This window comes from Brevundimonas sp. AVps4 (assembly GCF_058681525.1).
Map to the genome: position 1 here is coordinate 2,420,673 of NZ_CM178741.1, position 26,223 is coordinate 2,446,895.

Below are 26,223 nucleotides of genomic sequence, written 5' to 3' on the forward strand. Positions count from 1 at the left end.
GCCAGACCATGTCCATGCTCAGAAAACTCTCCGCCCTGTTCCGCGGCACGGCCCATGACGCGGCCCAGGGCGTCGTCGACGCCAACGCCCTGAAGATTCTCGATCAGGAAATCCGTGACGCCGACAACGCCCAGGGCAAGGCGCGCGACGACCTGGCCGGCCTGGTGGCGCGTCGCCGCATGGCCGAAAATGAGATGGCCAGCTTCCGCGACCAGATCGCCAAGTACGAAAGCTCGGCCCGCACCGCCCTGGCTCAGGGCAAGACCGATCTGGCCCGCGAGGTCGCCTCGCGTATCGCCGAGCTCGAAGTCGAGATCACCAGCCGCGGCCCGTTGATCGAGGACATGAAGACGGCAGAGACGCGTCTGCGCACGGCCATCGCCGCCACCGACCAGAAGATCGAGACGCTCCGTCGCGAGATCGACATCGTCAAGGTCAATGACTCAGTCCAGCGAGCCCAGACCTCGGTCGCCCTGAACTCGGCCGGCGCCCATTCGCGCATCGGCTCGGCGGCGGACAGCCTGCAACGGATCAAGCAGCGCCAGGCCATCCAGGAAGAAAAGCTGAACGCCAGCCAGGCCCTGGAAGATCGCCGCACCGGCGCCGATCTGGACGCCAAGCTGCGCGAGGCCGGCATCCTGCCCGGTCATTCGTCGGCCGACGATGTCCTGGCCCGCCTCAGCCAGCCGGAAGTGACCGTGGTCACCCCCCGCATCGGCCAATCCACCCTTGGCGTGGCCACGCCCGACAAGGACCCGGCCTGATCCATGGAGCGTCTGCGCTTCGATCCCCGCCCCGACTGGGAAGCCACGGCCGAGCGCCTAGGCTTCACCTGGCGCCACATCAACGGCGAGATCTATTGGGACGAGACGGCGGCCTACGCCTTCTCCCTGGAAGAGGTCGAGGACGGGATCGAGGCGCCGACCGCCGAACTGCACGGCCTCTGCCTGGAGCTGGTGAAGGAGGCCGTCCAGTCCGAGCGGCTGATGGAGCAGCTGGATATCCCCGAGCCCATGCGGGACTATGTAGCCGCCAGCTGGACGCGCGGGGATCCGTCCCTCTACGGCCGCTTCGACTTCGCCTATGACGGTCGGAGCCCGGCCAAGCTCTACGAATACAACGCCGACACCCCGACGAGCGTCTACGAGACGGCCGCCTTCCAGTGGCTGTGGCTGGAGGATCAGATCCGGGCCGGCGTCCTGCCCGCCGAGGCCGACCAGTTCAACAGCCTGCACGAAAAACTGGTCGCCCGCTTCCGCGCCGTCTTCCCGAACGGCGGCTTCGTCCATTTCTCATCGGACGCCGATTTCGTGGAAGACCGCCAGACGGTGCGCTTCCTCGAAGATCTGGCCCAGCAGGCCGGGCTTGAGCCCCAGTTCGTCGCCATCGACCAGATCGGCCTGAACGCCGACGGTCGTTTCGTCGATCACGAGAACTGGATCATCCAGGCGATGTTCAAGCTCTATCCCTGGGAGCAGATGCTGCGCGACGACTACGCCGCCCCCCTGCCGACCGCCGATGTCCGGGTGCTTGAACCCGCCTGGAAGAGCATTCTGTCCAACAAGGCCATCCTGCCCCTGCTGTGGGAACGCCACAAAGGCCACCCCAATCTGCTGGAGGCCTATTTCGAGGGCGATCCGGGGCAGGCTGCTCTCGGGAATTCCTACGTCCGCAAGCCCCTGTTCTCGCGCGAGGGCGCCAATGTCGAACTGATCGACCGGGGCGTCAGCGCGGAAGCAGTCGTGGACGGCGGCTACGGGCAGGGCCGTTTCATCCGTCAGGCCCTGCACGACACCCCCCGGTTCGACGATGCCCACGTCATCGTCGGCTCCTGGGTGGTCGGCGACGAGCCGGCGGGCATGAGCCTGCGCGAGGACGCGGGCCGGATCACCCGCGACACCTCACGCTTTGTCCCGCACTTCATTCGTGACTGAGGCTCAATCGAAAACAGCGATCGGCCCGCGCAACCACTCTCAGACCCACGCCTGGATGGCAGCTGCTGATGATCGAAACTGAGACAAGCCGAGCCAAAAGACTGAAGGCGGCGACGCAAGGCGTGCATCAGGGCCTGGACGAAGCCGTCATGGCCGCCCGCCCCTTCGAAAGTCGCGCGCGATATGCGGAGTTTCTGCGAATTCAGCAGATATTCCATCGCGACGTGGCGGCCCTCTATCAGAACGAGGCTCTGACGGCCCTGATCCCGGATCTGGCCGCGCGGCGAAGGTATGACGCGGTGATCGCAGACCTTGGCGACCTGGAGGCCGAACCCGGCGTCGAGTCTGACAACCCCGTATTTGAGGATCAGATCGCCGACATTCCCACGGCGCTGGGCTGGCTGTATGTGGCGGAGGGATCGAACCTGGGCGCAGCGTTTTTGCTGAAGGCGGCGGCCGGCCTGGGCTTGTCAGAGGCGTTCGGCGCCCGGCATCTGGCCGCCTCTCCGGACGGTCGCGCCAACCACTGGCGCAGCTTCACCGCCGCCCTGGACGCGGCGGAGATGACGCAGGCTCAAGAGGATCGGGCAACGGCCGGCGCCACGGCCGCCTTCGCCCGCGTGCGCGCCCTGGTGGAGGCGCACCTCGGACCGGATCGGTCGGCGGCGGCCTGAACCCCGCCGACCGTCTCCGCCTTATTGCGGCGCGACCCGCCAGACGGTGTTCGACAGATCGTCGGCGATCAGCAGGATGCGACGTTGAGGGTCGAAGGTGACGCCGACCGGCCGTCCCCTCGCCTTGCCGTCCTTGATGAAGCCCGTAGCGAAATCGACGGGCTGTCCCGCCGGACGACCGGCGTTGAACGGCACCCAGCTCACCTTATAGCCGGACAGGTCCTGGCGGTTCCAACTGCCGTGCTCGCCGATGAAGGCGCCCTGGCTGAAGGCGCCGCCGAAACCACCGTTGGTGGCGAAGCTCAGGCCCAGGGCCGCGACATGGGAGCCCAGGGCGTAGTCGGGCTTGACCGCCTCGGCCACCTTGTCCGGCCGCTGCGGATGGGCGCGCGGATCGACGTTCTGCCCCCAATAGCTGTAGGGCCAGCCGTAGAAGGCGCCGGGCCGCACCGAGGTCAGATAGTCGGGAGCCAGTTGCGGGCCCAATTCGTCGCGCTCATTGACCACGGCCCAGAGAGCGCTGGTGGTCGGCTCGATCGCCAGGGCCGTCGGATTGCGGATGCCGCTGGCGAGGATGCGGTGGGCGCCGGTCTGCCGGTCGACCGCCCAGACCACGGCGCGGTCCTGCTCCACCGCCATGCCGCGCTCGCCGACATTGCTGTTGGATCCGATGCCGACGTAAAGGGTCTGGCCGTCGGCGCTGGAGGTCAGGGACTTGGTCCAGTGGTGGTTGATGGCCGAGGGAAGCTCGGTCAGGACCGCGCCGGGCGCTGTGATCCGCGTCTGTCCAGGTTGATAGGGAAAGCGCAGCAAGGCGCCCTGCTCGGCGACGTATAGGGCGCCGTCGACGAAGGCCAGGCCGTAGGGCGCATCCAGATTATCGATGAAGGTCGTGCGGAGTTCGGCCTGTCCGTCTCCGTCGGCGTCGCGCAGCAGGGTGATCCGATCCCCGCCCTTCACGCTGCTCTTGCCCTTGGCCTTGATGAGGCCGGCGATGACGTCCTTGGGACGCAGCTTGGGCGCATGGCCGCCCGACCCTTCCGCCACCAGAATGTCCCCGTTCGGCAGAACAAGAATCTGGCGCGGAATCTTCAGGTCGGTCGCCAGGGGCGTGATGGCGAAGCCAGCGGGCACGGCGGGCCGGTCGCCGTTCCAGCCCACCGGCTCGGCGATCTTCATCGGTGGAACCAGGGTCTGGTTCTGGGCCGGTAGATCGGGATTGGGACCGGTCTGTCTGAGGTTGGGATCACTGCGGCTGCAAGCCGTCAGGGCCAGGAGCACGGCGGTCGCGCCGAGAAGGTGTCTGATCATCGTGCAATCCCCCGAACCGGCGCGGCGCTATAGGCGAACCACCCAGCGACAAGGACGAAGAGGGTGGACAGGACAGACAGGGTCAGGCCCAGGGTCCCGACCGAGCTCCATGCGTCCTGGCTGTGCTTGAAGGCGTTGATCAGGCCGCAGAGCCAAGCCAAGGCCAGGGCGACCACATAGATCAGGGTCGCCAGCCGCTGAGGGGTGCGCCAGGCCAGGACCAGTTGGACGATCGCCCACAGTCCTGCGACGCCGCCGAACACCAGGGCGCCGACGATCAACCAAGCCGAAAAATTGGACCACTGCATCTCAGCGGTCCGCAGATAGGCGATGTCGCTGATCAGGGCCGAGGTGAACAGGGCGATCGGAAAACACAACAGTATGGCGTGGAGTGGATTGTGTGCGGGGCGCTCCGACCCTGTGGCGGCGATCATCGACCTTCAATCTCCTCGTCCGGCCTTCTTCTGTCCGAGCCCAATCCTCCATTGCGGGATTTGGTTTCATCAGATCATTTCATCAGATCATCGGGGGAGCGCGGGCTTTGGCGGAAATGCTGTCGCCGGCGTCATCATCTCCGCTACACAATCCGAGATTAAGCCGCGCTCGGTCCGCGACGCTTCGTCGTTGAAGACAGGGCCGTCTTCCCCGAACCTCGCGCCGCGCACTCGACAGCTCATCATCGAGACTTCATTGAAACCTATGTCTCAAGTCCAAGCGCCCAGCCGGGCCGCCGACGCCCTTCAGATCATCAAGGCCGCCATCGCCCAGGCGGCGGCCAACGGGCTCGACAGCCTGACGATGCGGGACCTCGCCCACGCCGTCGGCAAGAGCACGACGGTCATCGTCAACCTCTTCGGATCGAAGGCCGGGCTGATCCAGGCGGTGGGAGAAGAGGCGCTGCGGCAGGACACGGCCTTTCACACCGCCTTCTTCGCCCCCGTCGTCGGCCTGCCGCCCAGCCGAGACGCTCTGCTGGCCTTGTTGCGGCACTATCTGCGCCTGCGCGCTTCGGAAAGCGCCGGTTTCGCGCGGATCTGGGAGGCGCTGTTGATCGACGGAGACGCCTGCGCCGAGCGTCGCGATCTCATTCGACGCTGGGCCGCGATGCGGGAAACGGCGTGGGCCGACTATCTGGCGGCTGATCCCCGGTTGGTCGACTTCGCCTCCATCATCGTGGCCTGGACCACTATGGAGCAGTTCTACGCCGGAGCCCTGGGCGAACGCGCAGACTATGAGGTGATCGCGTCCGAAGGTCTGGGCGGCCTCGTCGATCGCGCCTTCGGCGAGACCGAAAGGCCGCCGGCGGCGACCCTCTGGCACAGGGAAACCCTGATCATACCCAAGGCGCCGGCGGCCGGGCTGGACCCGGATTCGATGAAGCTGAAGCTTCTGCATATCGCGGCGGATCAGATACTGGAGCGGGGTCTGGGCACCCTGACCAACCGGTCCGTCAGCGCCGTGGCGGGGACCTCGACCTCAACCATCGCCTATCACTGGCCCGACATGCGCCGCTTCGTCCTGGACGCGGTCTGGCACAGCGTCTTCCGCGACATGCCGCTGTATCTGGCCGGTCAGCGTCCGGAAGGCGACCCGGCGTCGGCGGACCTGGAGCGTTGGGCGCGGCTGATGGCGCCGACAGTCGCCATCGCACCACAGTCAGAGGGCTTCTACGTGCGATACGCCAGGCTGATCGCGGGCGTGTGCATGGAGGCGCGGCGCGACCCCGCGCTGCGTGACCTGGCCATGTTGCTGCGCGGTCCCGAAGGCGGAGGCACCTATTACAATCAGGCCGGCGTCTGGCCCGCCGACTTCGATCTCAATCGGCTGGCGGCGACGCGGTTCGCCCTGTGGATCAAGGCCGCCGCCCTGACCGCTCGGGCGACCGGAGAGCCCATCGACGAGGCGGCGCTCAAGGCCGCCGCAACCCGGCTGGTTGCAAGCCGGGCGTGACAGAACACACGTTATCGTCGTGCCTGCCCAGCCCTAGCCGCGGCTGACAAGAACAGTTCTAACAAGCTTCATAAAAGCATTGCGCGCGCAATCTAATGCCGCATCGTTGTCGAACATCTGTTTTTCCACGCGACGATGCGGCCGGACTTCTCCCCAGGGTCAGGGCCCGCTTCGATCAGGAGGCGACCAAACGGCTGTTCGACGACCTTCAGCAACACATCGACACGCGAGGGTGGGGGCCCCGCGCGTCGCCCGATGGATGGTCAACATGCAACGTCTTCTTCTCGGCGCCTCGGTCGCCGTCCTCACGGCGGCGGCCCTGCCCGCCTCCGCCCAAACCCAAACCGCCTCTCAAACGGCCTCGGTCGATGACGTCATCGTCACGGCCCAGCGTCGCTCCGAATCGTCGCAGAAGGTCGCCCTGGCCCTGACCGTGGTGTCCGGCGAAACGCTGGACGACCGCAACATCCAGACCGTGAACGATCTGGAAAACACCGTGCCCAGCCTGGAGGTCGACAGCCAGCTGGGCGGCGGCCAGCCCCAGTTCCGCATCCGCGGCGTCGGCCTGACCGACTACGCCGCCAACAACACCTCGACCGTCGGCATCTATGTGGACGAAGTCGCCTATCCCTACGGCGTGATGACCCAAGGGCTGCTGTACGACATCGCCCGCATCGAGGTGCTGCGCGGCCCGCAGGGCACGCTTTACGGCCGCAACACGACGGGCGGCGCGGTCAGCGTCATCACCAACGCCCCGACCGATCACGTCGCCGCAGGTCTGAACCTGAGCTACGGCAGCTATGACGCGGCCAAGATGGAAGCCTATGTCTCCGGCCCCGTCGTCGACACCCTGACCGCCCGCCTTTCGGTCGCGGCTGAATCGGGCGGGGCGTGGCAGTACAATCGCGACACCGGCGAGAGCCTGGGCGACAAGGACACCAAGGCCGCGCGCCTGCGCCTGACCTGGCGTCCCTCGGCCCAGACCGACGTCGATCTGAACCTGCACTACAGCCGCGACGAGTCGGACGGGCGGGGCCTGCGTCTGATCACCACCCCCTTCACCGCCGGCGGCGGGCGGGTCTATCCGATCGACACCGATCACCGCATCACCGGCTGGGGCATCTCGCCCTATTTCGCCCAGTTGATCGGCGCCTCGCCCAACGCCAAGCCCTTCCGGGACAATGAGGGCAAGGGCGTCAGCCTGCGACTGAACCAGGATCTGAACTGGGCCACCCTTACCGCCATCGCCAGCTACGAGACGTTCGACCGCAACGAGTTCAACGACTGGGACGCCACGGCGTCGAACGAGGCGGGCACCTTCTTCTTCAACGACATCGACACCTCGTCCCAGGAGGTCCGCCTGGCCTCGCCGGCCGGTGGTCGGGTCCAGTGGCTGGCCGGCGTTTATCACGCCAATGAATCCGTGGACGGCGGCTTCTATTCGGACTTCTCCGAAGCCAAGAGCCTGGCCTTCTGGATGAGCACCACCTACGGCCAGAAGGTCGAGACCACCGGCGTATTCGGCAATGTGGACTATCGCCTGACCGACCGCCTGACCCTGGTCGGCGGCCTGCGCTATGAGGATGAAACCCGCGAACTGAACAACTTCAAGACCGAGGTCCTGGCCCCCACCCCGTCCGTCCGGGCCACCACCTCCAAGTCGCAAGAGATGGGCGAGTGGACCGGCAAACTGGGCGTCGAATACACCCTTAGCGACGACATACTGACCTACGCCAATGTTTCGCGTGGCGTGAAGTCGGGCGGTTTCACCACTTACAACAGCGGCCTGCCGGACCAGTTGGAACCCTTCAAGTTCGAGGAGCTGATCGCCTATGAGACCGGGCTGAAGTCCAGCTTCTTCCAGCGCAAGCTTCAGTTCAACGCCGCCGCCTTCTACTACGACTATCGCGATCAGCAGCTGCAGGGCATCCTCTACACCCGCACGGGCCGCGTGGGCCGTATGATCAACGTGCCCAAGTCCCACATCCAGGGCGCAGAGATCGAGGCCGTCTGGCGTCCCCTCCCCAATCTGACCGTCACCCAGGCCCTCGCCTACAAGTACGGGGAGTATGACGAGTTCTTCTTCGTCAACAGCGCCGCGACGGAGGCGGCGCGCGACAAGGTGACGGGCGAGTACAACACCATCGTCTACAGCGACCGCGCAGGCGAACGTCTGCCCTTCCCCAAATGGGACTACAAGGGTTCGATCGCCTATGACTGGCGGATGGGCGACTGGGGCGTCGAAGCCCAGACCAACTACGCCTTCCGTGACGAGAAGTTCAGCACCTCGGCCAACTCGATCATCGACTCCTTCTGGCTGGTCAACGCCGGCCTGACGGTGCGGCCGATGGACGGGAACTACGCCCTGGGCGTCTATGTGAACAATCTGACGGACGACTATTCCGAGGAGTCGCGCAATCGCTTCATCTCGGCCTCGACCGGTTCGCCGAACCCGCCCCGCACCTGGGGCGTGCGCCTGAGCTATCGGTACTGACGCCTTGCGGGCTTCGGTCGGTCGGCCGAAGCCCGCCCTTCTTCGTTGGGAGAGACACGCCTTGCAATTCCCCTGGACACGTCTGCGCGGGACCGCCGCCGCCCTCGCCGCCTTGACCGCCTTGACCGCCGGAGCCGTCATGGCCGAACCGGCGCCGCAGCGGTTCACCATCGCCGTCATTCCCGACACTCAGAACTACGTCGACTTCACCCATCAGCGTGCGGAGGGCTTCGCCTTCGACGCCCGCGACCTGATGGATCAGCAGCTTCAATTCATCGCCGACAACGCCGTGTCGCGCGGCGGCGACATCGTCTTCGCGACCGCCGTGGGCGATGTCTGGCAGCACCCGATCATCGAAATTGACCCGGACCACGCGGCCCGGGGCTTCCGCCCTCGCCCTGCGCCGTCAGGCGCGGGGGTCGCGGCCTGGGCGGACGGCGTGCGGAATGTCGAAATCCCGGCGGCCATCGCGGCCTACGACCGGATCGACGGCGTCCTGCCCTTCTCTGTCGTGTCAGGCAACCACGACTATGACGGCCAATGGTGGGACGAGCAGTGGCCCCAGGATCTGACGGCGCCGCCGGGCGACCTGCGTCGTCTGGGCATGATCCACATCGGCGGCCTGACCGCCTTCACCCAGGCCTTCGGCGCGACCTCGAAATATTTCAAGGACCGGCCCTGGTATGTGGCCTCTCATGACGACGGCGCCGACAGCGCCCAGGTCTTCGAGGCGGGCGGCTATCGCTTCCTGCACATCGGCCTGCAGATGGCGCCGTCCGACGCCAGCCTGAAATGGGCGGAGACGGTCATCCACGCCCACGCCGGCCTGCCGACCCTGATCACCACCCACGACTTCATCGACAAGACCGGCCAGCGCCGCGCCCATCCGGTCGTCGATCTGAACGCCCTCGATCCCTTCGACAACAGCGCCCAGGGCGTGTGGGACAAGCTGATCAGCCGCAATCCGCAGATCTTCATGGTGCTGAGCGGCCATCATAACGGCCAGGCCTTCCGTACCGACCTGAATCGACAGGGCGGCGCCGTCTATCAGCTTCTGTCCGACTATCAGGACCGCAATCAGACGGCGCTCGACGCCGGCCTGGCGCCGGGCCGCGCGCCGGGGATCGGCGACGGCTGGCTGCGGCTGATGATCTTCGACATGGGCGGCGATGTCCCGACCGTGCGGGTCCGCACCTATTCGACCTACTATGGGGTCTATGCGTCCGACCAGGCCGAGTACGCCCGTCGCTACAAGCCCAATGAACAGCCCCAGATGACGGACGACGCCTTTGTCGCCGCCGACGACTTCGTCATCCGCCTGGAAGATTTCCGCGCCCGCTTCGGCCCCGGCGCCGAAGAGGCCGGGCGATGATCGGCCTGAACGATCGACTGTCGCGCCGCGCCCTGATCGGGGGGCTGGTCGCCGCGCCGGTCGTCCTCCGGTTCGGCCGGGCCCAGGCGGGCGCCGATCTTTTCTCCCTCGGCGTGGCCAGCGGCGACCCTTGGCCGGACGGCTTCGTTCTGTGGACCCGCCTGGCCGCCGATCCCATAGCGCCGGACGGCCTGGGCGGTCTGGGCGAGCCGATGGAGGTTCTTTGGGAGGTCGCCGCCGACGAAGGTTTCAACCGCATCGTCGCTGCGGGCCGAACCACGGCCCAGCCCGCCGAGGCCCATTCGGTCCATGTCGAGGTTCAGGGCCTGCGTCCCGGTCGCCCCTATTGGTACCGTTTCACCGCCGCCGGTCAGCGCAGCCCCGTCGGCCTGGCGCGCACGGCGCCGGCGCCCTACGCCGAGGTGGATCGGCTGAAACTGGCCGTGGCCTCCTGTTCGAACTGGGAGGTCGGCTATTTCAGCGCCTATGGCCATATGGCCGATGAAGCCCCCGACCTGACTCTGTTCCTGGGCGACTATATCTATGAATACACCCGCACCGGCGCGCGAGCGGCCAATGTGGTGCGACACTACGGCTTTGAGGACGCCACCACCCTGGCCGGCTATCGCAACCGCTACGCCCTGCACCGCACCGATCCGGACCTTCAAAGTCTTCACGCCGCCGCTCCCTGTCTGGTGACCTGGGACGACCATGAGGTGCTGAACAACTATTCCGGCGTCTGGCCCGACGAGGGCGGGCGGCCCGACGACTTCCTGCGCCGCCGCGCCGCCGGCTATCAGGCCTTCTATGAAGCCATGCCGATCCGCCGCACGCGGCTGGACCGCCGGCTTCAGATGCCCATTCACAAGCGCGTCCGCTACGGCCGTTTGGCCGAGTTCTTCATGCTGGACGGACGCCAGTATCGGTCGCGCGGCGCCTGCGTCGATGAAGGCGGGGCCAAGGGCCAGATCGTGCCCGACAGCCTGTGCCTGGACCGCACCGACCCGTCGCGCACCTTCCTGGGCTTCGACCAGGAACGCTGGCTGTACGACGGTCTCGGGGGCGGCGACGCGCGCTGGACCATCCTGGGCCAGGACCTGGTCATGGCCGGGCTCCGGTTCGAAAACCCCAATGGCGAGACCCGCTACTGGACCGACACCTGGGACGGCTTCCCCGCCGCTCGCGACCGCATGACCCAGGCCCTGCATCAGCTGAAGCCGCGCAATCCCGTGGTCCTGTCCGGCGACTATCACTCCTTCTGGACCAATGACGTCCTGCTGGACAGCCGCGACGAGACCTCGCCGGTGGTGGCGACCGAGTTCGTGGGCACCTCTATCACCTCCGGCGGCCCGCCCTATGAGGGGCTGATGGCGGCCATGCCGGCCAATCCGCACATCCGCTTCTTCGAAAGCCGCGTGCGCGGCTATATGGCGATGGACATCACCCCGGAGCGGATGATCGCCCGCTACCAGGCGATCAGCGACGTGCGCGATCCCAAGGCGTCGGTCTCCACCCTGAATCGCTGGGTCGTCGAGGACGGCCGCCCCGGGGCCCAGCCGGCCTGATCCCTTCCAGAGTTGATTTCATGATTCGAATCCTGTCCCGGCGCAGCCGCGCCGTCGCGGCGGCCCTGGCGCTCGCCCCGTTGATCGTGCTGGCCGGATGCGCCTCCAGCCCCTCTCCCGCCCCGACCTTCTGGACCGGCTTCCGCGATCACCCGAAGGGTTATCTGACCGCAGGCGCGGCCCCTGACGCCTCCCGTTTCCTGCCGCCCCCGCCGGAGGCCGGGTCGCTGCGCGATCAGGATGACGTCGACCGGTACCGCGCCACCCGCGCCTTGAAGGACACGCCCCGCTGGGATCAGGCCCGCGCCGACAATGAGATCGAGACGCCGACCGCGCCTCGGGTCTTTGACGAGGCGCTCGGCATTCGGTTCGAGCCCGCGCGCATGCCGACCCTGACCCGGCTCCTGGGCCGGATGCTGGGGGACCTTGAGATCGTCCAGACCCCCGCCAAACGCGGCTTCTTCCGCCCACGTCCCTTCGTCACGGAACCGGCCGAAACCTGTTTCCCGCCCGAGCCCTGGCTGGCGAACAGCGGCTCCTATCCTTCCGGCCACGCCGCCCTGGGCTGGGCCTGGGCCCTGGTCCTGGCTGAAATGGCGCCGGACCGCGCCGACGCCGTCCTGGCCCGCGGCCTGGCCTATGGCGACAGCCGAATGATCTGCGGCGTCCACTACGCCAGCGACGTCGAGGCCGGCCGCCTGGTCGGCGCCGCCCTGGTCGCCGCCCTGAAGGCGAATCCCGCCTTCCAGGCCGACTTCAGAATAGCCCGCAATGAACTGGAGGCGGCGCGCCTAGAGGCTGAGCGCTGACGACTGGACGCAGGCGAACAGCTCCGGGGCGAGCTTCCGTTTCACTCATGCTTCCAAGGAGGTGGCGGAGACGGTGCCACACAATCCAGCAAATCCGGGCTTTTGGTCAACGGGACCGTGCCAAGCCGGCACGATTACCCGTGACTTCTCCTAAGATTGCGTTGACGCACTATGCGGCATCGCGTTCTTGCTTACCTTTCACCAGTCCCTTGAGGTCGTCGGCGATGATGTGGCCGTAGCGGTCAGCAGTGATCTTCACGCTGCTGTGCCCGGCGAAGCGGCTGACCAGAGTCAGGCTCTCCTTGTTCCGAAGCATGTCGGTGATCGTCGTGTGACGCAAGGTGTGGAACTTCACGTCGTCGATGTTCTGCCCCAGCTTCTTCACGCCCTCACGGACCCGGCGCCATTTCCAGTCCATCGTCGATGTGTGCCACGGGAACAGGCGACCATCCGGCGACAGCATCCGAAGCATGGGAAGCATATCGACGATGGCTTGTGACGCCGGGAGCGTTTTGGCCTTGCCGTTCTTGAGCCGTTCGATCTTGTCGAGGCCCGTGCGCGCCAGTTCCGCCGGGGTGGCGTCACGGAAGCGCGGCCAAGAAATGATCGTGTCCCCGTCCCCATCGACGGTGATCCATTCGTCCCGCAGCATCAGGGCTTCCCCCTTGCGGCAAGCCGTATCGAGCAGGAACCGGACGAAGGCGCCGAACCGCTTCCAGTCGTGCGCCGGGTTCTCGATCTCGTAGTCCCCGATCACCTTGAAGATGGCCGTGACCTCGGCCTTGGTTAGCGTCCGCTCTTGAATGTTGTTGACCTTGATCGAGGGGAACGGCGGCTTGGCGAAGAGGATCGGCTTCTTGTCCGGTCCCTGCATCTTGGTCGCCTTGTCCAGCGCACCCGACAGGACTTCCATCTTTCGCTTCACAGTCGCCGGAGCGGCCCGCCCCCCTTTGCGACCGCCCCGCGAAGCCAATGCCTCTGCTATCTCTTCAAGCCGGAAAGCGTGAAGCTCGCAGATCAAGTCATCGCCGCAGACCTCGCGAAGAATTCTGGCTGTGGATTTCAGCGTCGCTTGGGAGCGATGCGCCTTCCAGACCGTCTTTTCGCAGTGGTCGAACAGGTCGTTGATGGTCATGCCCTTGGGTTTGCCGTCCTCGCCCTTCTTCACGACGGGTTTCGCCATCTGCTCGGCGGAAATGCCAAGGGCGATTTGCGGGGCCATCATGATCGCCGTCCGCCTGTCGCGGGTCTTGGTCGAGACGCGGTGACGTTGACCGTCATCGCCCTTGAACTCGACGATGTAGATGCCGTTGGGGCGTTGCTTCACGTCCCATGCGGTTTCGATGTTAGGCTCAGGACTCATAGCCAGAACAGCACTGTGGCGGCGAGGGCTATGGCGGACAGGAAGACGGTCGGGCAGCGATCGTAGCGAGTGGCGACCCGTCGCCAGTCTTTCAGGCGGCCAAACATGATTTCGATCCGGTTTCGCCGCTTGTAGCGTCGCTTGTCGTAGCGGATGGGTTCGGTCCGGGATTTGCGGCCAGGGATGCACGGCGTGATCCCCCTGGCCTGCAAGGCGTCCCGGAACCAGTCGGCGTCGTAGCCCCGGTCCCCCAGCAGCCACTGGGCGCGGGGCAGACTGTCCACGAGAGCGGCAGCGCCGATGTAGTCGCTGACCTGACCCGCTGTCATGAAGAGGCTGATGGGCCTTCCGTTGACGTCTGTCACGGCGTGAAGCTTGGTGTTCATGCCGCCTTTCGTGCGTCCGATCAGCCGCCCGAGGCCCCCTTTTTTACCGCGAGGCTCGAAGCCGTGCGGTGCGCCTTCAGATAGGTCGCGTCGATCATGACAGTCCGACGTTCGGTCTGGGCGCCGGACAGGCCCTCCATCATCCGGACGAAGACGCCCGCCTCGCTCCACCGCTTCCAGCGATTGTAGAGCGTCTTGTGCGGCCCATAGGCCGACGGCGCATCCCGCCAGCGCAGGCCGTTGCGGTTGACGAAGATGATCCCGCTCAATACCCGGCGGTCGTCAACGCGCGGCTTGCCGTGGCTCTTGGGGAAGAAGGGCTCCAGCCGAGCCATCTGCTCGTCCGTCAGCCAATACAGGTCGCTCATATCCAGACTCCTCAGGAGCCTGAATCAGATCGCACGCCTCACTTCAATGGGTCCTGAGCCTAGCCTGAAACGCCATGATCTCCGACCTTGGTGGCAGTTGCTACGGTTCGACGGAGGTGGTTTGCGATGGCTTCCCCCTTTTCGGTCAGCCGCACGATCTTGCGGCGTTGGTCGTCTTCGTCGGTTTCGAGTTTGATCCAGCCCAGCCCATCCGGGTCGCGCTTGGTCGGCTCCATGAGCAGTTGATACGAACGGCCGATGGACTGGCCGAAGATCGGCTCGCCGGTGTTGTCGGCCCCTGCGATCTCCTTGAGGTCGCTGATGATGATCGACCTGCCGAGGCTGTTCGCCTCGACGATCAGCACGAAAGCGTAGACCTGCCGGAGCGACGTGCGAGCCGGGATTTCGTGGACCAGAATCTGGAGAGCCTTGGCCAAGGCCATGAACTCTCCCGCGCCTTCCTTGAGACGGCTCGGCTCGATGAGGTCCACGCCCTCCACGACGGAGCCTTGGATTTCTTCGGGAGATTTGCGGCGACGCGGCATCGGTGGCGATCCTTGAACGGGTTTGCCAAACGATTGCCTTGAGTCACCCATTTCCTCAATAGAGAACAGGGTCAGGATGGTGGCCTCCTATGTGTGAGTTCACGGGAAAGCCTGTGTGCCACGCCCCATTAGATGTTGTCAACGCAAAGAGTGGCACTTGATGTTTCGTCGGCTTTCTCGCCGCCTTTAAGGCCCGCCGCGCCTCGCTAAATATGAGGTGCGAGAAACCTTCAAAGACAGACTGGCGCGTCAAATCGCGCTGGAAGATGAGAGCCGTGCGCTTGGTGCAAGCCGATACCGCGCGCGTCGCCCCCTGCCGTGGCGACATGAACCATCCAGCACTGACGAGGAAGGCGATCTGCCGCCCGGCCGTCAGCTATTGCGGCTGGCGATCCACCCGACCGCCGATGCGATCCGGTCGTTCTGCGATGTTGTGAACCACGGCGGCGGCGCCCGGACCCCGGAAGCCGCTCTGATCCTCTCCAGTGTCGGCCCCGAAGAGGCCGCCTATCTGACCGGCCGCGTGATCCTGTCGGCCGCAGCCGAGGGCAAGAAGCTGACCGCGACCGCCATCGCCGTCGCCGACGCCATCATCGAGCACGGCCAGATGGAGAGCCTTCGCCGCGCCCGCGCCGATGTCTTCAAGGGCGTGCTGCGTGTTCAGGCGCACGGCGTCCGCTCGGCGAAGATGAAGCGGAAAATCCAGAACGTCATGACCGAACATGGCGTCGATCAGGCGTTCCCGCTCGCGATGCGAATCCGCACCGGCGTCAAAGCTATCGAACTGTTCTGCGACGCGACCGGCCTGTTCGCCATCGAGAGCCAAGGCCAGCGCACCAAGTATGTCCGCCCGACCGAGGCGGTTCACAAGTGGCTGGAGCAGCAACACGCCCGCTGCGAACTTCTGGAGCCGATCAGCCTCCCGATGATCGTGCGCCCGCGCCGTTGGTCGTCGCCGTTCAAGGGCGGCTATGTCACCAAGCAGCCGGGCAACCGCCTCGTGAAACAAGCGAACGCCGCCTACCACGAGCAGCTTCGCGATCAGATGATGCCCGGCGTCTACGACGCGGTGAACGCGGTTCAAGAGACGGCGTGGAAGATCAACGGCCCGGTCCTCGCGATCATGCGCGAAATCTGGGACAGCGGCGGCGAGCTTGGCGACCTGCCCGCGCGCAACCCCATCCCGGTCCCGCCCCGCCCAGCCGACTACGCAGAAAACGAAGAAGCCGCGAACCGCTGGAAACGCGAGGCTTCGGACATTCATGACTTGAACGCGAAGAATGTCAGCAAACGTCTGGCCCTGTCGCAGCGTCTTTGGGTGGCGACCAAGTTCGCGGCCGAAGAGGAAATCTACTTCCCCCACAGTCTCGACTTCCGAGGCCGCATCTATCCGCTGGCGACCGGCGGACCTCACCCACAGGGCGATGATGTCGCCAAGGGTCTGCTGACCTTCGCCCACGGCCACCCCATCACCGAGGACGGCGCCCGCTGGCTCGCCATCCACATCGCGGGCCTGTTCGGCATCGACAAGGTGCCGTTCGACGAGCGGGTGCAATGGGTCCGCGATCATCAGGCCGCCATCCTCGACAGCGCGGCCGACCCTCTCGACGGTCAAAGGTTCTGGGCGACGGCTGACAGCCCCTTCATGGCTCTCGCCGCCTGTCTGGAATGGGCGGGCTACATCAGCGAAGGCCCCGACTTCATCAGTCATCTGCCGGTCAGCCTCGACGGGTCGAACTCCGGCTTGCAGCATTTCTCGGCCATGCTCCGCGACCCCATCGGGGCCAAGGCGGTCAACCTCGAACCGGGGGACAGACCGCAAGACATCTACAGCGACGTGGCGCGTCTGGTTCAGGCCACAGTGAACGACAGCTACGATCCCGCCGCCACGGCGTGGAAGGGCAACAAGGTCACGCGCAAGATCACCAAACGGCCGGTCATGACCTTCACCTACTCGGCCACGAAATACGGCTACTGCGATCAGATTCTCCAGACGCTCCGAGAGATCGACGGCGCCGGTCAGCCCTACCTCGACGCCGACAACTATCTGGCCGCCCGCTACATGGCGGCCGAAATCTGGGACGGGGTGCAAGGCACGGTCGTCGCCGCCGCAGAGGCCATGGCGTGGCTGCGATCCGTCGCGTCGATCATGACCAAGGCCGGTGTCCCGATCCGCTGGACGGCCCCCACGGGACTGCCCGTCCTCCAAGTCTACAAGAGCCGCAAGGCCGACCTGATCCGCGTCGTCTACAAGGGCCAGCGCATCCGGCTACAGGTCAGGAACGAACTGTCCAAACTGGACAGCAAGCGTCAGGCGAACGGCATCAGTCCGAACCTGATCCACAGCATGGACGCCTCGCATTTGATGGGCGTGGCGAACCGTTGCTACGACCACGACATCCGCTCGCTGGCCGTGGTCCATGACAGCTTCGGCGTCCACGCCGCCCGCGTGTCGGACCTCCAAAACATCCTCCGCGACACCTTCGCCGAACTCTACGAGACCAACTGGCTTGAGGTGTTTCGAGAAGAGTTCATCGCGCAGCTTCCGCCGGAATGGGCCGACAAAATCCCGCCGGTCCCGGCCCTTGGCGACTTCGACATCCAGCAGGTTCGACGCAGCCCCTACCTGTTCGCGTGATCCATGGGCCAGCTATTGAACACTCGAACCAATCCCATGAACCCATTGCCCTCCATCGGTGATCGCGTCCGCACGGATTCGACGGTCGCCCTCCTGCGCGAGCCAGCCTTCGCACTGCTGTCTCGCATCCAAGACGCCAACCCGTCCGATCAGGTCCGCGCTCTGTTTCTGGTCGCCGCCGTGATCTCCGACGCCATTGGCATCGACGGCCACGACGCCCTGAACAGCGCGAAGCGAATGCTGTTGACGTGCCCCTGAGAATTTCCTCCACGTGGAGCTAGAGTCCGGCCCTTGAAAGGACGGACGGAATGAAACGAGCGAGATTCACGGAAGAGCAGATCATCGGGATCCTGCGGGAGAACGAGGCCGGCGCCAAAGCGGGCGAGCTGGCGCGCAAGCACGGCGTGTCGGAAGGCACGATCTACGCCTGGAAAGCCAAGTTCGGCGGGATGAGCGTGTCGGACGCCCAGCGCCTGCGCGCCCTGGAAGATGAGAACGGAAAGCTGAAGCGCCTGCTGGCCGACGCCATGCTCGACAAGGCGGCGCTGAACGATCTGCTCTCAAAAAAGTGGTAGGGCCCGCGGCGATGCGCCAGGCCGTCGCCCATGTGAAGGCGACGTTCGGCGTCAGCGAGCGGCGGGCCTGCTCCATCATCAAGGCCGACCGCAAATCGGTGCGCTATCGCTCTTGCCGCCCGCCAGACACGGCGCTGCGGGAGCGGCTGCGCGCCCTGGCTGTCGAGCGGCGACGGTTCGGTTATCGCCGGCTGTTCGTGCTGCTGCGACGTGAAGGCGAGCCTTCGGGCAAGAACCGGATTTACCGGCTCTATCGCGAGGAAGGCCTGACGGTGCGCAAGCGCCGCTCACGCCGTCGGGCCATCGGCACGCGGGCGCCGATCCTGGTCGAGGCCAGGCCGAACGCCCGCTGGTCGCTGGACTTTGTGCACGACCAGTTCGCCACGGGCCGCCGCTTCCGCATTCTCAACGTGGTCGACGACGTCACCCGCGAGTGCCTGGCGGCGATCCCCGACACCTCGATCTCGGGACGCCGGGTCGCGCGTGAGCTGACAGCGCTGATCGCTCGGCGGGGCTGTCCTGCCATGATCGTCAGCGACAACGGCACGGAGTTCACGTCCACGGCCATCCTGGCCTGGGCGCAGGATCATGGCGTCGACTGGCACTACATCGCGCCGGGCAAGCCGACCCAGAACGGGTTTGTGGAATCCTTCAACGGCCGGATGCGCGACGAACTGCTCAACGAGAGCCTGTTTTTCAGTCTGGATCACGCCCGCCAGAAGGTCGCTGCCTGGGCGCTGGACTACAATACCCGCCGGCCGCACTCGTCTATCGGCTACCTCACCCCGGAGGCTTTTGCCGCCAGTCTGACCGCAACAGGCCGACCCGCTGCGCAGGATGAAAGCTGCGCGGTCCGGCCTGTTGCTCATCCCACGCTGCGAGGCGTAACTAACCCAAGGACTCTGGTCGCCGCTGGATGAAAATTCAGAGGCACGTCATGACCAACACCATCGACATCAACGCCTACCTTGATCGGTTCAAGGCCCGTATGGATGCGGCCGCCGCAAAGGAGGCCGCCGACTTCCCCCACGAGGTGCCCGTCACTGCAATGGTGTCAGGCTATGAGCGTCATTTTCTCAAGTTCAGAGAGCATGAGAAGTGGTGCCTCGCGAACTGCAATGACCGCTTTAAGTTCACGTCTCGGGTGGTTGGATCGTCGGCGTCGCCGACTGCTATCGCGCGGTTCAAGTTCGCCAGCGACCGTGACGCGATCCTCTTCAAGATGTTCTGGGAGGAAGGCGCATGACGGGCCGCTACACCGACGCCGAACTGACGCCCCGGATGCTGGCGCAGAAGATGGCCCTGTTCACTCGGGCGGACATGAACGCCCAGAACACCCGCTCCGAGATCAGCAAGACCCGGACCCGGCTATACGAGTTGGAGAATGCCCTGATCGTTTTGGAGAACGAGATCACCGAGGCGGCGGACTACGCCGAAGCCTACTTCCTGCGGCACGGCCGAATGGATTAGGCGAGATCAAAACGGAATGTCGTCGTCGGCAGGGGTTGAGGTTTTGTCTTCGATAAGGCGGGTCGGCGTGTGCGTCAGCCGCTTGGCATCAGCCTCTTCCTTCTCTTGATCCAGCAGCGACGCGATGGTGGCCATCGTCTCGGGAAACTTGATGATGTTCTGCTGCATCGCAGCCGTGAACGTCGCGATAGAGCCGAGGATCACCATTACCTTGGCGAGGTCCACCTTTTTGGTCCCATTGAGTTCGGCAAGAAGCTCGTCGAGCTTCTTGTTCAAGGCTTCCTGCTTCTTCGTATCAAGGTCGCTGTCAGCAATCCTCACGCGAAGCTGCGCGATGTGATGCTGGATCGTCTCTCTCCGGGCAGGGGAAAGCTCAACGTGCGTTTCCTGTCGCTGACGGCGGGCCTTGAACCGCAGCTTCATGACCTCCGAGTCGATCTGCTGCGCTGTCTTCTTGCTTTCGTCGTAGCCCCACGAGTTGCCGGGGGCGATACGCAAATCTTTGATGCTGTCGATGCCGAAGTGGTCGGCCGCCTCTGCGATGTGGCTGAAATACGAGTATCGTTGATCGAGCGACGGTAGACCGTCCTGCTCGGACTTCCCGATCTCGTTCAAGCGGTTTCGGACTATCGACTCGAAGGCCAAGAACCCGGCGACGCCATCAGGTAGGGCGTCCATTTCTTCGTCGGTGACGTGGATCGTATCGAACATTGGTCAATGTTCGTGTTTCGATCCTGATTTCGCAAGGTCCAACCGTGCCAGACCGTGCCAAGCCCTTCGGCACGGGACTGAAAATCGTGCCAACCGTGCCAAAACGTCGGGCACGAGATTGATTTCGTTTACGAAAATAAGAAGCGGGGAAACCGTGCCAAAGGGGCAGATTCCCCCGCTGAAACCGTGCCAACCGTGCCAAAACCGGGCCATTTGACCCGCTTGGCACGGCACGATCCGGCCAGATGGCCGTAACTTACTGATTTTTCGGGGAATGAATGGCGGAGACGGAGGGATTCGAACCCTCGGTACCCCTTACGGGGTACGACGATTTAGCAAACCGTTGCCTTCAGCCACTCGGCCACGTCTCCAGCGAAGGGCTCGATAGCGGAGCCTGATGCGTCGTGCAATCCGCTTCGCGCGAAACGACGATGTTAACGTCACATAGAGGGCCGAGCGTGCAGGGTGGCGGCTGTACGACGCCACGGATATCCATGCCTGACTGCGCCTCCTCTCTCGCCGCGACCGCCGCCGCGACGCCGCCGGGCGACGCGGGCGAGGCGCGCGCCCAGCGGGGTCCGTTCCGGCCCGAGGTCTGGCTGAACGCGCGCCGTCGCTCCAGCGTGCGCCTGGCCGCCCACTGGTTTCGCGCCCTCGACGTGACGATCGCCGTCGGCCTGGCGGCGCTCGTCCTGTGGGCGCTGGAGTCGATTGATCTCCGCATCCTGCCGGTCGGCGCCGTCCTGCCCCTGGCCGTCGGAGTGACGACGGTTCTGGCCCTGCTGCGGGGCCTGGACCTGTATCGATTCGAGCCGGAGCGGTCGCCCCTGGTCCATCTGGCGGCGGTGCTCGCGGCCCTGGCGCTGGCGATCGCGGCCGCCGTGACTGTGGGCTGGGCGCTGCAAGGCGACGGGCTGGGTCCGGTCCTCCCCTGGGGCCTGACGGCGGCGGCGGCCCTGACCGGTCTCCACGGTCTGTGGCTGATCCTGGTCGGGCGTTGGCGCCGCCAGGGCGCCCTGTCGCCCAACATCGTCATCGTGGGAGCCACCCGAAACGCCCAGGCCCTGATCGAACGCGCGCTGGAGCGGCGGGACCTGAACGTCCTGGGCGTGTTCGACGATCGGCTGGCGCGTTCGCCCAGCCGGCTGGCCGGAGTGCCCGTGCTGGGCCGGGCCGACGCCCTGCTGAGCCACCGGATGCTGCCCTATGTCGATCATATCGTATTGGCCATCGACCCTGAGGCCGGGCCGCGCGGGCGCGACTTGGCCCGTCGGCTGGAGACCCTGCCCACGCCCGTGGCCATCCTGGTCGATTCCGAAGCCGGCCGCGACGATGCGCTCAAGCGGCTGGCCGGTGGCCGCCTGGCGCCGCTCGGCAACACGCCCAGCGACGAGCGCCGGGCCTTCGTCAAACGGCTTCAGGATCTGGTGATCGGCGGCCTGGCCCTGATCGCCTCGGCGCCTCTGATGATTCTGATCGCCCTGGCGGTGCGTCTGGACAGTCCTGGGCCGATCTTCTTCCGCCAGCGGCGACACGGCTTCAACCAGGAGGCCATCATAGTGTGGAAGTTCCGCTCGATGCGCCATGCCGCCGCCGACGCCACCGCAAGCCGCCAGGTGGCCGTCGACGACGACCGCGTCACCCGCGTCGGCCGCTTCATCCGCGCCACCAGCCTGGATGAGCTGCCCCAGATCTTCAATGTTCTGTCCGGCGAAATGTCTCTGGTCGGTCCCCGGCCCCACGCCATCGGCATGAAGACCGGCGAGACCGAATCCGCCCTTATGGTGGCCGAATACGCCCACCGTCACCGCATCAAGCCCGGCATTACCGGCTGGGCCGCCGTCAAGGGCTCGCGCGGCCCGGTCCACACCGAGGCCGAGGTGCGCCGCAGAGTCGAGCTGGACATCGACTATATCCAGCGCCAGTCCTTCTGGCTGGACCTGTGGATCCTGCTTATCACCGTGCCCGTTCTGCTGGGCGACCGGACCGCCGTCAGGTGAGCGAGAAACGCATGTTCTGGCGCGGCGTCTGGGGCTATCTGCCGGCCCAGATCGTTCAGGGCGTGGTCGGCTTCCTGACCATCGTCGTCTTCACCCGCCTGCTCAGCCCCGAGGATTTCGGCCGCTACGCCCTGGCCTTCTCTGTCACCAGTTTGGCCCATACCGTCAGCTTCAGCTGGCTGGAGGCGGCCATGGCCCGCTTCTGGGCGGCTGAGCGCACGCCGGGCGGCCTGGCGACCCATTTCGCCAGCCTGTACCGCACCTCCTTCGCCGTCATCGCCGTCTTCACGCCGGTCGCCGCCCTCGCCGTCTGGCTTCTGCCCCTAAGCCCGGCCTTCAAACTGGCCCTGGCCTTCGGCTTGGCCGGAGCGCCCATCCGCAACCTGGCCAAGCTGGCGCAGGAGCGGTATCGCGCGGCCGGCGAGGTGTCCAAGGCCGCCACGGTGGATATGGCCGTCGCCGTCCTGGGCTTTCTGGTCGGGGCCGGGTTCGCCCTGGCCGGCGCGGGCGCCGCTTCTCCCATGCTGGGGCTGATGATCGCCCCCCTGTTCGCCCTGCCCTTCATCCTGCCGGGCGAACTGCGCCAGTCGGCCGGCGGAACCGTGGATCGTGCGCGGCTGAAGGCCTACGCCGCCTACGGCTATCCCATCGCGGCGTCGCTGACCCTGGCCCTGGTCCTGGCCTCAACCGACCGGTTCCTGTTGGCGGCCTTCCTGGATGCGGCGGCGGTCGGCGCCTATCACGCCAGCTACAGCCTGGCGAACCGCACCCTGGACGTGATGTTCATCTGGCTGGGCGCGGCCGGCGCCCCGGCCATGGTCATGGCCCTGGAGCGCGGCGGTCGCGAGGCCCTGCGCCAGACGGCCCTGGAACAGGGTTCGACCCTGATCCTGATCGGCCTGCCCGCCGCCGTCGGCCTGGCCTTGGTAGCCCGCCCCCTGGCCGAGCTGATGATCGGGCCCGAGCTGCGCGTCGCCGCCGCCCTGGTCACCCCCTGGATTGCGGCCTCGGCCTTTCTGTCCGGCATTGTCACCTATTATTTCGGCTTCGGCTTCACCCTGGGCAAGAAGACCGGCCTGCTGCTGGTCACCATGGCCGTCCCCGCCGTCGCCAACGTCGTCCTGAACCTCGTGCTGATCCCCCGGCTGGGCGTGCTGGGCGCCGCCGTCGCCACGGCCCTCAGTTTCGCCATAGGCCTGGTCGCCTGTCTGCTCATAAGCCGCCGCGCCATCGCCCTGCCCATTCCGTGGGAGGCCCTGGTCCGTTGCGGCCTGGCCTCGACAGGCATGGCCCTGGTGGTCTGGCGCCTTCCGCCGCTGGGCGGTTTCATCGAACTGATGCTGGACGCGAGCGTCGGCGGACTGGTCTATGCGGCCCTGGCGCTGACGCTGAACGCCGCAGGGGTGCGCGACGTGCTGAACCGACTGATCAAGGCCCGACGGAGCGCGACGGCATGAGCGGCTCCCGCGCCGATATCCACGACAACTCCGGCTGGGTCGGCGCCCGGCCCGAGCTGTCGGTCCTGATCCCCTTCCTGCGCGACGATCCCGAACCCCTGCTGCGCCGGCTGGATACGGAAGGCGCCGCCGTCGCCGGCCGGGTCGAGCTGATCCTGCTGGACGACGGCACGGGCGACGCCGCCCTGACCGCCCGGCTGAAGGCGGCGCTGGACGCCCTGGCCCTGCCCGCCCGCCTCGTCACCCTGTCCGCCAACGAAGGCCGGGCGCGGGGGCGCAACCGGCTGACCATCGCCGCCCGCGCCGGCTCCTGGCTGTTCCTCGACAGCGACATGAAGCCTGACAGCCCCCACTTTCTCCAGACCTGGATCGAGCTGATCGCGCGCGACGATCCGGCCGTGGCCTTCGGCGGCTTTTCGCTGAAGCAGGCGCCGCGCGACCGTCGCTTCGCCGTCCACCGCGCCCTGTCCGGCGCCAGCGAGTGCGTTCGCGCCGCCCAGCGCGCCAGGACGCCCGAGAAATACGTCTACACCTCCAATCTTTTGGTGCGTCGCGACGTCTTCGCCGTCGAATCCTTTGACCCCGGCTTCACCGGCTGGGGGTGGGAGGACGTCGAATGGGCCATGCGGGTCGCCCGCCGGTTCCAGGTGGTCCACATCGACAATCCCGCCACCCATATGGGCCTGGACACGGTGCCGGACCTGGCGCGCAAGTTCGACCAGGGCGCCGGCAACTTCGCCCGCGTCGTCGCCCTGCACCCCGAGATCGTCCAGACCTACCCCAGCTACAAGGCCGCCCGCGCCCTGAAGCGCCTGCCGTCCCTGCCCCTGATCCGTCGCCTAGCTAGGGGCGCCGCCCTGTCGCCCCTGTTGCCGACCCGCACCCGCGCCTTCGCCCTTCGCCTGTACCGCGCGGCCGTCTATGCGGACGCGATCTGATGCGGAATGTCGCCGTCGTCATTCCCACCCTGCGTCGGCCGGTCATGCTGGAGCGGGCCCTGCGCTCGGTCTTTGCTCAGGTCGGGTCGCTGGACCGGATCGCCGCCGTGGTCGTCGCCGACAATGACCCCGACGGTTCGGCCGCCGCCCTGATAGACCGCCTGCGGGCCGAGGCGCCGGTTTCCCTGACCTACGCCCACGCCCCCGTCCCCGGCGTCGCCACCGCCCGCAATGTCGGCCTGGCCGCCACGGACGCCCCCTTGATCGCCTTCCTGGATGACGACGAGGCCGCCTCCCCCGGCTGGCTGGCCGCCCTGTTGCAGGCCCAGGCCCAGACCGGCGCCGACGTCCTGTTCGGCCCGATCCGGGGCCGCGTGCCCGAGGGCACGGGCTGGACCACCGCCTATCTGGAGCGCTTCTTCGGCCGCGACGGCCCGACCCAGACCGGCCTGACCGACCAGATCCACGGCTGCGGCAACAGTCTGATGGTCCGCGCCACGGCCCTGCCCGGCGACGCCCCTTTCGACACGGCCATGAACGAGACCGGAGGCGAGGACGACCGCCTGTTCACCGCCCTGCAGGCGCGCGGCGGCCGCTTCGGCTGGGCCGCCGACGCCTGGGTGGACGAGTTCGCGCCCCCCGACCGCGCCACCCTGAACTACGCCCTGCTGCGCGCCTTCGCCTATGGCCAGAGCCCCAGCCAGATGGCCGCCGCCCGCCGCGACTGGCCTGGCGTCTCCCGCTGGATGCTGATCGGCGCCGCCCAGGCCGCCGTCTGGGGACTTGCGTCCCTGACCCTCGCCCTGCTCCGCCGCCCCGCCCGCGCCGAAACCTTGGACCGCATGGCGCGCGGCTTGGGCAAGGTCTTCTGGACAAAGGGGTTCGAGCCGAAGCTCTACGGCGCGGCCATGCTTCGCAAAGCCGCTTAACCCGCCAGCCGGGACAGGAATTTGGGCGGCTTATAGGTCGAACGGTTCATGACCACCCCGGCGATACGACCGCCGACAGCCTCGATCTCGTCGCGCAGGATGACCGGGGCGCTCGCGCTCGCCCCGCCGGCCGCGACCACCAGAACCGTCATATCGACGAAGGGCGCCAGAATGATCGCCATGTCGTTGCGGTCCGCCGCCGGGCTGTCGATGACGATGGTGTCGGCGTGCGGCCTCAGGGCGTCCCAGTAGCGCGGCTCTCCCACCGCCTCGACGCGGTGTCCCGAGCGCAGGGCCTCCATGTGAAACCGCGTCGTCCACAGCCGTCCGCCCAGGCAGGGCCGCGCGGTCAGCAGGCGCGCCGGCGGAACCGGCTTGCCGTCCCGCCCCGTCGGCGCCGGCGTGACCGCGAAGAAGCTGGAGCCATCGGGCGAGGCCTGGGCCGGCTTGCCCAGCTGCCCGAACCGGTCCGGTTCGGCGGCGATGGCTTCAAGCTGCCCTTGCTGCGCCAGATCGCCGTCCACCAACCAGACCGGCTTTCGCGCCCGCACGGCGGCCAGCCGGGCGTATTCGCGCGTGACCGTCGAGACGCCTTCGCCGGTCGTGGCGGCGGCGAACTGGATCACCCGGGCGCGATGCGCCGGGGCCGGCCCCAGCGCCGCCCACAGACCGGCCATTTCGGACGTCAGATCGACCATCGAATCGCTACGCGCGCTCCACCACGCGCCACAGTA

24 protein-coding genes and 1 tRNA gene are annotated in these 26,223 nt (G+C 66.5%); 17 read left to right on the forward strand and 8 right to left on the reverse strand.

Translation table 11 applies throughout. The features are described from left to right. Nucleotides 1-8: 8 nt before the first annotated feature. The 3 genes from ACW178_RS12035 (at nt 9) to ACW178_RS12045 (ending at nt 2,608) form a co-directional block, all read left to right on the forward strand. On the forward strand, nt 9-764 hold the full coding sequence (locus tag ACW178_RS12035; protein ID WP_287104890.1) for a PspA/IM30 family protein: 756 nt from the start codon (nt 9-11) through the stop codon (nt 762-764). A gap of 3 nt (nt 765-767) precedes the next feature. Beyond that, a complete protein-coding gene (locus ACW178_RS12040) occupies nt 768-1,934 on the forward strand; it encodes a glutathionylspermidine synthase family protein (RefSeq protein ID WP_287104892.1) in 1,167 nt (388 codons plus the stop codon). Nucleotides 1,935-2,002: 68 nt separating this feature from the next. Next, entirely contained in the window at nt 2,003-2,608 is a 606-nt protein-coding gene (locus ACW178_RS12045) for a biliverdin-producing heme oxygenase (protein WP_287104895.1), read from the forward strand. Between the two features lie 21 nt (nt 2,609-2,629). Here the strand turns inward: ACW178_RS12045 and ACW178_RS12050 are convergent, their stop codons facing one another. Both ACW178_RS12050 and ACW178_RS12055 read right to left on the reverse strand, forming a co-directional pair. Next, nucleotides 2,630-3,919 (reverse strand): PQQ-dependent sugar dehydrogenase, encoded by a 1,290-nt coding sequence (locus ACW178_RS12050; RefSeq protein WP_287104897.1) that lies wholly within the window; start codon nt 3,917-3,919, stop codon nt 2,630-2,632. Continuing rightward, the gene (locus ACW178_RS12055; protein ID WP_183217041.1) at nt 3,916-4,353 is read right to left on the reverse strand and encodes a DUF2231 domain-containing protein; all 438 of its coding nucleotides are present in this window, start codon (nt 4,351-4,353) and stop codon (nt 3,916-3,918) included. The genes ACW178_RS12050 and ACW178_RS12055 overlap by 4 nt, the downstream gene beginning before the upstream one ends. Nucleotides 4,354-4,618: 265 nt before the next feature. Here ACW178_RS12055 and ACW178_RS12060 point away from each other — a divergent pair, with 265 nt between their 5' ends. From ACW178_RS12060 to ACW178_RS12080, 5 genes are all read left to right on the forward strand, one after another. Then, entirely contained in the window at nt 4,619-5,869 is a 1,251-nt protein-coding gene (locus ACW178_RS12060; protein ID WP_492024597.1) for a TetR/AcrR family transcriptional regulator, read from the forward strand. Nucleotides 5,870-6,137: 268 nt separating this feature from the next. Next, on the forward strand, nt 6,138-8,363 hold the full coding sequence (locus ACW178_RS12065) for a TonB-dependent receptor (protein ID WP_287103716.1): 2,226 nt from the start codon (nt 6,138-6,140) through the stop codon (nt 8,361-8,363). A 61-nt stretch (nt 8,364-8,424) separates the two neighbouring features. Continuing rightward, nucleotides 8,425-9,735 (forward strand): metallophosphoesterase family protein, encoded by a 1,311-nt coding sequence (locus tag ACW178_RS12070; RefSeq protein ID WP_287103715.1) that lies wholly within the window; start codon nt 8,425-8,427, stop codon nt 9,733-9,735. Continuing rightward, nucleotides 9,732-11,300, forward strand: coding sequence for an alkaline phosphatase D family protein (locus ACW178_RS12075; protein ID WP_492024598.1), 1,569 nt, complete (start codon nt 9,732-9,734; stop codon nt 11,298-11,300). The genes ACW178_RS12070 and ACW178_RS12075 overlap by 4 nt, the downstream gene beginning before the upstream one ends. A 20-nt stretch (nt 11,301-11,320) precedes the next feature. After that, entirely contained in the window at nt 11,321-12,109 is a 789-nt protein-coding gene (locus tag ACW178_RS12080) for an acid phosphatase (protein ID WP_492024599.1), read from the forward strand. Nucleotides 12,110-12,278: 169 nt separating this feature from the next. Here ACW178_RS12080 and ACW178_RS12085 read toward each other — a convergent pair whose 3' ends face one another. From ACW178_RS12085 to ACW178_RS12095, 3 genes are all read right to left on the reverse strand, one after another. Next, nucleotides 12,279-13,436, reverse strand: coding sequence for a tyrosine-type recombinase/integrase (locus ACW178_RS12085; protein ID WP_492024600.1), 1,158 nt, complete (start codon nt 13,434-13,436; stop codon nt 12,279-12,281). 32 nt (nt 13,437-13,468) lie between these two features. Continuing rightward, nucleotides 13,469-14,226, reverse strand: a protein-coding gene (locus ACW178_RS12090; RefSeq protein WP_112862666.1) for an IS5 family transposase whose coding sequence is annotated in 2 segments (ribosomal slippage) — nt 13,469-13,905 and nt 13,905-14,226 — 759 coding nt in all. Because the reading frame shifts where the segments join, the coding sequence is not laid out codon by codon here. A gap of 59 nt (nt 14,227-14,285) precedes the next feature. Continuing rightward, on the reverse strand, nt 14,286-14,771 hold the full coding sequence (locus ACW178_RS12095) for a hypothetical protein (RefSeq protein WP_492024601.1): 486 nt from the start codon (nt 14,769-14,771) through the stop codon (nt 14,286-14,288). Nucleotides 14,772-14,988: 217 nt separating this feature from the next. On the opposite strand from ACW178_RS12095, the gene ACW178_RS12100 reads away from it, so the two are divergent. The 5 genes from ACW178_RS12100 to ACW178_RS12120 all read left to right on the forward strand — a co-directional run bounded on the left by ACW178_RS12100 (nt 14,989) and on the right by ACW178_RS12120 (nt 19,454). Further along, entirely contained in the window at nt 14,989-17,409 is a 2,421-nt protein-coding gene (locus tag ACW178_RS12100) for a DNA-directed RNA polymerase (RefSeq protein WP_492024602.1), read from the forward strand. 36 nt (nt 17,410-17,445) lie between these two features. Continuing rightward, complete coding sequence (locus ACW178_RS12105; protein WP_492024603.1) at nt 17,446-17,667, forward strand: hypothetical protein; 222 nt, start codon at nt 17,446-17,448, stop codon at nt 17,665-17,667. Between the two features lie 50 nt (nt 17,668-17,717). Then, nucleotides 17,718-18,904 (forward strand): IS3 family transposase gene (locus tag ACW178_RS12110; RefSeq protein ID WP_433935296.1). Its coding sequence is split into 2 segments (ribosomal slippage): nt 17,718-17,979 and nt 17,979-18,904, totalling 1,188 coding nucleotides; the frame shifts between segments, so codons are not numbered across the junction. Nucleotides 18,905-18,921: 17 nt separating this feature from the next. Continuing rightward, the gene (locus ACW178_RS12115; protein WP_492024604.1) at nt 18,922-19,230 is read left to right on the forward strand and encodes a hypothetical protein; all 309 of its coding nucleotides are present in this window, start codon (nt 18,922-18,924) and stop codon (nt 19,228-19,230) included. Continuing rightward, complete coding sequence (locus ACW178_RS12120) at nt 19,227-19,454, forward strand: hypothetical protein (protein WP_492024605.1); 228 nt, start codon at nt 19,227-19,229, stop codon at nt 19,452-19,454. The genes ACW178_RS12115 and ACW178_RS12120 overlap by 4 nt, the downstream gene beginning before the upstream one ends. A gap of 6 nt (nt 19,455-19,460) precedes the next feature. On the opposite strand, the gene ACW178_RS12125 is transcribed toward ACW178_RS12120, so the two are convergent. Then, a complete protein-coding gene (locus ACW178_RS12125; RefSeq protein WP_492024606.1) occupies nt 19,461-20,165 on the reverse strand; it encodes a hypothetical protein in 705 nt (234 codons plus the stop codon). Nucleotides 20,166-20,444: 279 nt separating this feature from the next. After that, nucleotides 20,445-20,536 (reverse strand) — tRNA-Ser (locus tag ACW178_RS12130). Between the two features lie 123 nt (nt 20,537-20,659). Between ACW178_RS12130 and ACW178_RS12135 the strand changes: the two genes are divergently transcribed. Genes ACW178_RS12135 through ACW178_RS12150 form a run of 4 tightly spaced genes read left to right on the forward strand, consistent with a single transcriptional unit; the run spans nt 20,660 to nt 25,489 of the window. Continuing rightward, nucleotides 20,660-22,165, forward strand: coding sequence for an exopolysaccharide biosynthesis polyprenyl glycosylphosphotransferase (locus ACW178_RS12135; protein WP_191559026.1), 1,506 nt, complete (start codon nt 20,660-20,662; stop codon nt 22,163-22,165). Nucleotides 22,166-22,176: 11 nt separating this feature from the next. Then, nucleotides 22,177-23,622: a lipopolysaccharide biosynthesis protein gene (locus ACW178_RS12140; protein ID WP_191559031.1), complete on the forward strand. Its 1,446-nt coding sequence runs from the start codon at nt 22,177-22,179 to the stop codon at nt 23,620-23,622. Then, nucleotides 23,619-24,560, forward strand: a complete 942-nt coding sequence (locus ACW178_RS12145) for a glycosyltransferase family A protein (protein ID WP_191559027.1) — start codon at nt 23,619-23,621, stop codon at nt 24,558-24,560. The genes ACW178_RS12140 and ACW178_RS12145 overlap by 4 nt, the downstream gene beginning before the upstream one ends. Next, on the forward strand, nt 24,560-25,489 hold the full coding sequence (locus ACW178_RS12150) for a glycosyltransferase family 2 protein (protein WP_191559028.1): 930 nt from the start codon (nt 24,560-24,562) through the stop codon (nt 25,487-25,489). The genes ACW178_RS12145 and ACW178_RS12150 overlap by 1 nt, the downstream gene beginning before the upstream one ends. On the opposite strand, the gene ACW178_RS12155 is transcribed toward ACW178_RS12150, so the two are convergent. Continuing rightward, a complete protein-coding gene (locus ACW178_RS12155) occupies nt 25,486-26,187 on the reverse strand; it encodes a P-loop NTPase family protein (RefSeq protein WP_191559029.1) in 702 nt (233 codons plus the stop codon). The two genes, ACW178_RS12150 and ACW178_RS12155, sit on opposite strands and share 4 nt — an antisense overlap. Nucleotides 26,188-26,223 lie beyond the last annotated feature (36 nt).

What these genes read in the sequence shown, in the direction of transcription:
- ACW178_RS12035 (WP_287104890.1), top strand. Translation starts at nt 9, where the DNA reads ATGTCCATGCTCAGAAAACTCTCCGCCCTGTTCCGCGGCACGGCCCAT.
- ACW178_RS12040 (WP_287104892.1), top strand. Translation starts at nt 768, where the DNA reads ATGGAGCGTCTGCGCTTCGATCCCCGCCCCGACTGGGAAGCCACGGCC.
- ACW178_RS12045 (WP_287104895.1), top strand. Translation starts at nt 2,003, where the DNA reads ATGATCGAAACTGAGACAAGCCGAGCCAAAAGACTGAAGGCGGCGACG.
- ACW178_RS12050 (WP_287104897.1), bottom strand. Translation starts at nt 3,919, where the DNA reads ATGATCAGACACCTTCTCGGCGCGACCGCCGTGCTCCTGGCCCTGACG.
- ACW178_RS12055 (WP_183217041.1), bottom strand. Translation starts at nt 4,353, where the DNA reads ATGATCGCCGCCACAGGGTCGGAGCGCCCCGCACACAATCCACTCCAC.
- ACW178_RS12060 (WP_492024597.1), top strand. Translation starts at nt 4,619, where the DNA reads ATGTCTCAAGTCCAAGCGCCCAGCCGGGCCGCCGACGCCCTTCAGATC.
- ACW178_RS12065 (WP_287103716.1), top strand. Translation starts at nt 6,138, where the DNA reads ATGCAACGTCTTCTTCTCGGCGCCTCGGTCGCCGTCCTCACGGCGGCG.
- ACW178_RS12075 (WP_492024598.1), top strand. Translation starts at nt 9,732, where the DNA reads ATGATCGGCCTGAACGATCGACTGTCGCGCCGCGCCCTGATCGGGGGG.
- ACW178_RS12080 (WP_492024599.1), top strand. Translation starts at nt 11,321, where the DNA reads ATGATTCGAATCCTGTCCCGGCGCAGCCGCGCCGTCGCGGCGGCCCTG.
- ACW178_RS12095 (WP_492024601.1), bottom strand. Translation starts at nt 14,771, where the DNA reads ATGCCGCGTCGCCGCAAATCTCCCGAAGAAATCCAAGGCTCCGTCGTG.
- ACW178_RS12105 (WP_492024603.1), top strand. Translation starts at nt 17,446, where the DNA reads ATGAACCCATTGCCCTCCATCGGTGATCGCGTCCGCACGGATTCGACG.
- ACW178_RS12115 (WP_492024604.1), top strand. Translation starts at nt 18,922, where the DNA reads ATGACCAACACCATCGACATCAACGCCTACCTTGATCGGTTCAAGGCC.
- ACW178_RS12120 (WP_492024605.1), top strand. Translation starts at nt 19,227, where the DNA reads ATGACGGGCCGCTACACCGACGCCGAACTGACGCCCCGGATGCTGGCG.
- ACW178_RS12125 (WP_492024606.1), bottom strand. Translation starts at nt 20,165, where the DNA reads ATGTTCGATACGATCCACGTCACCGACGAAGAAATGGACGCCCTACCT.
- ACW178_RS12135 (WP_191559026.1), top strand. Translation starts at nt 20,660, where the DNA reads ATGCCTGACTGCGCCTCCTCTCTCGCCGCGACCGCCGCCGCGACGCCG.
- ACW178_RS12140 (WP_191559031.1), top strand. Translation starts at nt 22,177, where the DNA reads ATGTTCTGGCGCGGCGTCTGGGGCTATCTGCCGGCCCAGATCGTTCAG.
- ACW178_RS12145 (WP_191559027.1), top strand. Translation starts at nt 23,619, where the DNA reads ATGAGCGGCTCCCGCGCCGATATCCACGACAACTCCGGCTGGGTCGGC.
- ACW178_RS12150 (WP_191559028.1), top strand. Translation starts at nt 24,560, where the DNA reads ATGCGGAATGTCGCCGTCGTCATTCCCACCCTGCGTCGGCCGGTCATG.
- ACW178_RS12155 (WP_191559029.1), bottom strand. Translation starts at nt 26,187, where the DNA reads ATGGTCGATCTGACGTCCGAAATGGCCGGTCTGTGGGCGGCGCTGGGG.